This is a genomic window from Fodinibius sp., from assembly GCF_041642155.1.
In the GTDB taxonomy this organism is placed as follows: Bacteria; Bacteroidota; Rhodothermia; order Balneolales; family Balneolaceae; genus Fodinibius.
Genome location: NZ_JBEPWZ010000218.1, coordinates 1 through 5,234, shown reverse-complemented (window position 1 = coordinate 5,234; position 5,234 = coordinate 1). Strand labels below are relative to the sequence as shown.

Genomic DNA, 5,234 nt, shown 5'->3' with positions numbered 1-5,234 from the left:
GACCAAAAAATAATCCCTAAACATATCATTAAGTAATGAAGGAATAGCGTATCGCTAACCTGGAATTAGCGTTCTTTACGATAATCCTTTCTTAAAGGGTAAGGAAATTCGTTTTTTCTGATAGTAAGACCTTTCCGAAGGGAATTTCTTACCAATTTTTTAAAAAGGATTATTTCTCCCTGCCTGAAAAAGACGTTCCCGGAGTTTCAACTAATTTAATCTGCCCCTGATCGCCAGTTATATGTGAAAATATTCCCTATTTATATGTAAAATTAAGGATAGAAACCGGAAAATCCAGTCTGATTCAATAAAATTTCCAAAATTATTGCTTTTTTCCCGGGTAAATATTCACACAAGAAATTTTTTGTTAAAATTCCTTCTATCTCAACTAATCACCACGAGTCTGCCTGGTTTACACGAGTCTGCCTGACTTAAAGGTACGGTGCCTGTAATCGAGGGGGGAGCGCTAAGCCTTTTTCTATGGGTGAAAAAGATGAGCTGTTTTATGGAACCGATTGCCGGATAACGTAACGAGGTCTTTGACCGGGGGGCGGGATAAACTGATATTATCCGCTGTGTTCTGCTTTTGGCCCCGGGCAGGGCCTTGTACGAAGGGATGGGATGCGGAGAGGGAGGGATTCGAACCCTCGATACCCCGTTGGGGGGTATACTCCCTTAGCAGGGGAGCGCTTTCGACCGCTCAGCCACCTCTCCAGGCGAATGCAAATATACGCCGGTTTCTTTTTTTAATCAACGTATTTATGCTAAAAATGTTAGCGGACGAAGATAAGCCAATATGTGCTGCACAGGCTTGCCTGACCGCCGTACTATTTGCCGTCAAGAATATAAATCTGGGCTAAATTTCGGCCTTCCTGTGCATAATCAAGGCCATAGCCCAGTACAAAGAGCGGTGGAATCCGGAAGCCGACATAATCCATCTGCACATCATGGTGGGTTGCTTCCGTCTTGTGCAGCAGCGTAATCGTTTCAATGGAGGCGGGCCTTTTCTTCTGCAGCTTCTTCACAATATATTTCATGGAAAGTCCCGTATCTACAATATCCTCGACCAGAATAACATGTCGATCCTCAATATTGGCATCAATATCCTTGAGATCGGTCACTTCGCCGGAAGATACTTTCTCGTCTCCATAGCTGCTGAGCTTCAGAAAATCGACCTCGCAGGGAATCTCTACCTGCCTCATCAAATCAGAGAGAAAAATATACGCGCCGTTGAGCACCCCTATAAAGATGGGATTCCTGCCTTTATATTGCCTGGAGAGTTCTTCGCCCAGTTCCGAAACGCGTTCCTGCAGTTCCTCCTGTGTTATATAGACGTGAAAGGTCTCGCCGTTGCACTCCACGGTTTCAGGTTTATAGAAAGCCATCTGTATCAATATCTATGCTATTTGCTATACCTTATTTTTAAGCATCGCTGGGTATCGGCATCGTATTTTACCTGTTCTGAAATGGTGCCGATGGAGACGCTATTTTTTATTGGCGGAAAGATAACAGCACAGATGGTTTCTTCAAAAGATACTATAACCAGGGCTTCCTTTTTTCGGGCGGCGGGTATCTTTCTGTTAGTCAGGTGATCGGATACCAACTGGCGACCTTCCATCCCCAGGGGCTGGATGCGGTCTCCCTCCCGCCAGGACCGGACGGTTACCGGCCAGGAAATTTTACCCGTATCCATACAGAGGGTTTCGTTATCACGGTAGAACTCGCAGGAAACAATATCAAATATAAGGCCGGCTTTGCTGCAGCTGGTTTGCTCCAGGTTCTCTTTATGTAATACCGCCCCGGTAAAGGAATCCGGCTGTCCCCTTTCAATGATGCAATAATAATTCCGGTCACGCATCAAGGAAAATTGACCGGTCAGCTGTATTTCTTTGCCGGTTTGCAGCTGATCAATCGTTTCAACCCTGCTGAGGCTGTGGCGGGAGATTTGAATATCCGGGTTACGCTGCTTTAACAGAAGCAGGAGCACTGCTTTCTGCACCCCGGAATCGAGCGTATGAAAAGATTCGCGATCAATGCCCCGCTCGCCCGTAATTTCTTTTGCAATCCAGCGTATCGCCTGTTCATAATGTCGGGCTTGCTTGCTAATACGCAGTATATTCTGCTTCAACCCTGGGAAAAAATCAGAGAGCTCCGCCAGCCATTCATTCCGCAGGAAGTTACGCGCAAACTCGGATTCAAGATTCGAGGTATCGGTCCGGTAAGGAATGGCATTCTCATCGGCAAAGGCCGCAATGTCCTCCCGTGAGACATTCAGAAGGGGGCGGAATAACCGTCCGTCCCAAACCTGCATGGCCGACCAGCTGGCCAGTCCCGCCCCGCGAAACATTTTCTGTAAAATCGTCTCTATTTGATCATCCCGGTTATGAGCAACGGCGATACCCGCGGCCTTTCGTTCCCGAACCGCTGTTTCAAACAGCTGATACCGGCAATCGCGGGCCCACCGCTGAAAATTTTGTCCCTCGGCCTCCCCCGGGTCAACCTGAATAATGGAATACTCAAAACCCCACTCCCGGGCCATGCGGGCAACCAGGCGCGCGTCTTTTCGGGAAGCGGCCCCCCGTTTCCGGTAGTTCACATGTACGACATGGGCCGAAATGCCGAGCCGGTAAAAAGCGTAGAGCATACTCATGGAGTCGATCCCCCCGCTCACTCCGGCCACAAAGCGGGGTTCATCCCGGGTTCCAAAGAAATCGGCAATTTGGTTTTGAATATTCTTTTCAATCCGTGATAACTCGGATTTGCTCATAAGAAAAAGATTCTAATCCGCCTTCTTTATTTAGCACCACCAGTCGACCGGACTCATTAACGCCCAACAACTTATAGGGATTTGCTTTCTCTTCACCATTAACGCTCAGGCCAATCCACTTGCCATAGCCCTCAATTTTCCTGTTGACTCTCCTGAGCAAACCGGAGGTCTTGCGCAGCCACAAGTCATATTTGTATTCAATCCGTGGTAGCAAGCAGCTTAAAAAATATTCGCGTGATGTTTTTTTCCCCGTTTCCAGTCGTATGGAGGTCGCTTTACCGGCCAGATCCGCACGATAGGTTTCCTGATTGACATTCAAGCCTATACCGATTACAAGGCGATCCAGCTTGTTACCCAGAAAGACCGCCTCAGTCAGCAGCCCGGCTACTTTCTTGTTATTAAGCAGCACATCATTGGGCCATTTAATAAAGGCGCAAGCTTCCCGCTCAATCTCCCGCAGCTGTTCAACCAGGGCCAGCGCACAGGCCATCGTTAATACGTGAAATCCTTCGGCTAACCCCGGTTTAAACGCCATTGAGAAGGTCAGATTTTGTCCCGGCTCAGATTCCCACACCCTGTCATATTGTCCGCGACCGCTACGCTGATTATCGGTAAGAACCACCGTACCGTGATCAACATTCTCGGCATCAAGCTTTTTCACATAGCTATTCGTTGACGGTAATGCCGCATGATAGTGAAAATCCCGGCCCAGCCACTGGGTGGAAAGATTCTTATTAAAAAGCGATACGTCAAAAGAATCACTCAACACTTCATCTCATTCATTATCATTTTCATCCTAAGCTTCCGCCAGTTTACTTTTCAAAAGGTCAATCTTGGCCACGGGCGTGGGGTCGGTACTATTCAGTATGGCCAGGTAAAAGCTGGTCCAATCGGCGAGCTGGACCAGGGAAAACATACGGGCAAGCCTGCTCTTCCCGCGCGTTTCAAACAAGTGCAGCCACGCCGTCTGGTCTTCAATCAGTTCCTCCACAATCTTCATCCGTTGTTTCACCCGTTCATTATCCTCCCTGTCGACCAGCATAATGACTGAAAGTCGCCCCGTCAAATGGACAATCCGCTCCCAGCCCACGATCTCGTTGTGCGTCATTTCAGGCAGCGTGTTGCCATAGGCTAATGTTTTGGCATTTTCCTCAAATTGTTCCCGCCAGCGAAGATTTACCGGTTCCATCATCGTGGCATCCGAATAGACAATCGGCAGTGTATCATCCAGCTTTTCTGCCAGGCTCAGCGCTTCGTTATCTTCAGGGTTTGCCATAAGACCGTTCTGTTCGGCCAGCAGCTTATTTGTTTCCTCCAGCGCCTCCTCATCCTCGTCCATAATATCAAGGTGTTGACCAATACGGAAAAGAGGCACAAAAATGTATCCCAGGGCGGATCGGGGGGGCAATCCACCCGGAATTTTAATATAGTCAAACCCCTCTTTAGCAGCTTTTAACATCAGGGCGCCCCCTGAGGTGACGGCCATTGCCTGTGCACCTCTTGCCCGGGCCTTATCCAGTGCGGTAAGCGTCTCCTCGGTATTCCCGGAGTAGCTGCACCCGATAATCAGGGTATGCTCATCCACCCAGCCCGGAATTTCATAATGGCGCAGCATCTGTATGGGGTAGGGAGAGCTTTCATAACAGTAAGCGCGGATCAAGTCGGCCCCTATTGCAGAACCGCCCATCCCAACCAAACAGATCGTGCGGACACGATCCGTATCAATTGTGAATTCAATCTCTTCGGTCATTGCTCTGGCTTCTTCCCACTGGTTCGGGAATCCCTCCAGGTAGCTCCACATGTTTTGCGTATCAATCGATTGTATTAGTGATAGATCCATCGTTCTCAACAGCTATTCGTTTGCTAAAAATTTCGAAAAGGCATCTTCAACATCGGATACCGTAATACTTTCGGAAACCTGGGAGGCCAGTTTTTTCATCTCGTCAAGGGAATGGCTGCATAACGCTTTTTTAACCATGGGTAACGCCCCGGGCGTCATGCTGAGCTCATTGATTCCCAATCCCAACAGGCAACAGGCTGCGGCGGGATCGGAAGCCAACTCCCCGCAGACACTTACCGGCCTGGACGTCGCCCGCCCGGCTTCGGCCACATGTTGAATCATTTTCCATACCGCGGGATGGCGCTGACTGTACAAGCCGGATATGCGCTCATTTCCTCGATCTACCGCCAACAGGTACTGGGTAAGATCGTTGGTACCGATACTTAAAAAGTCGACCTGCTCTGCATAATATTCGGCCTGCATGGCTACAGAGGGTACTTCCACCATAATACCCAGTTGAATATCAATGTCGGCAGCATTGATTTTCGCTGCCAACTCTACCTCTGTCTCTTTTATGAGCTCCTTAATCGCTGCAATCTCCTGCAGGGAAGAAACCATCGGCACTAAAAGACGTACGCGTCCAGGGTATTGAACCGCCGTTTCCAAAATGGCTCGCAACTGCTCCTG

5 protein-coding genes and 1 tRNA gene are annotated in these 5,234 nt (G+C 48.8%); all 6 read right to left on the bottom strand.

All coding sequences use genetic code 11. The annotated features are described in order from the left end of the window. Window positions 1-624 precede the first annotated feature (624 nt). A tRNA-Ser gene (locus ACESLU_RS11365) sits at window positions 625-714 on the bottom strand. 113 nt (window positions 715-827) lie between these two features. Continuing rightward, window positions 828-1,385: a hypoxanthine phosphoribosyltransferase gene (gene hpt, locus ACESLU_RS11360; protein ID WP_372638767.1), complete on the bottom strand. Its 558-nt coding sequence runs from the start codon at window positions 1,383-1,385 to the stop codon at window positions 828-830. Between the two features lie 17 nt (window positions 1,386-1,402). Then, window positions 1,403-2,767 (bottom strand): tRNA lysidine(34) synthetase TilS, encoded by a 1,365-nt coding sequence (tilS, locus tag ACESLU_RS11355; protein ID WP_372638766.1) that lies wholly within the window; start codon window positions 2,765-2,767, stop codon window positions 1,403-1,405. Continuing rightward, complete coding sequence (locus ACESLU_RS11350; protein WP_372638765.1) at window positions 2,739-3,533, bottom strand: biotin--[acetyl-CoA-carboxylase] ligase; 795 nt, start codon at window positions 3,531-3,533, stop codon at window positions 2,739-2,741. Before ACESLU_RS11350 ends, tilS begins: the two co-directional genes overlap by 29 nt. Window positions 3,534-3,563: 30 nt before the next feature. After that, window positions 3,564-4,607, bottom strand: a complete 1,044-nt coding sequence (locus ACESLU_RS11345; RefSeq protein ID WP_372638764.1) for a bifunctional phosphoglucose/phosphomannose isomerase — start codon at window positions 4,605-4,607, stop codon at window positions 3,564-3,566. A gap of 12 nt (window positions 4,608-4,619) precedes the next feature. Continuing rightward, window positions 4,620-5,234 (bottom strand): putative PEP-binding protein (locus tag ACESLU_RS11340; RefSeq protein WP_372638763.1); only part of this gene is annotated, 615 nt, incomplete at its 5' end.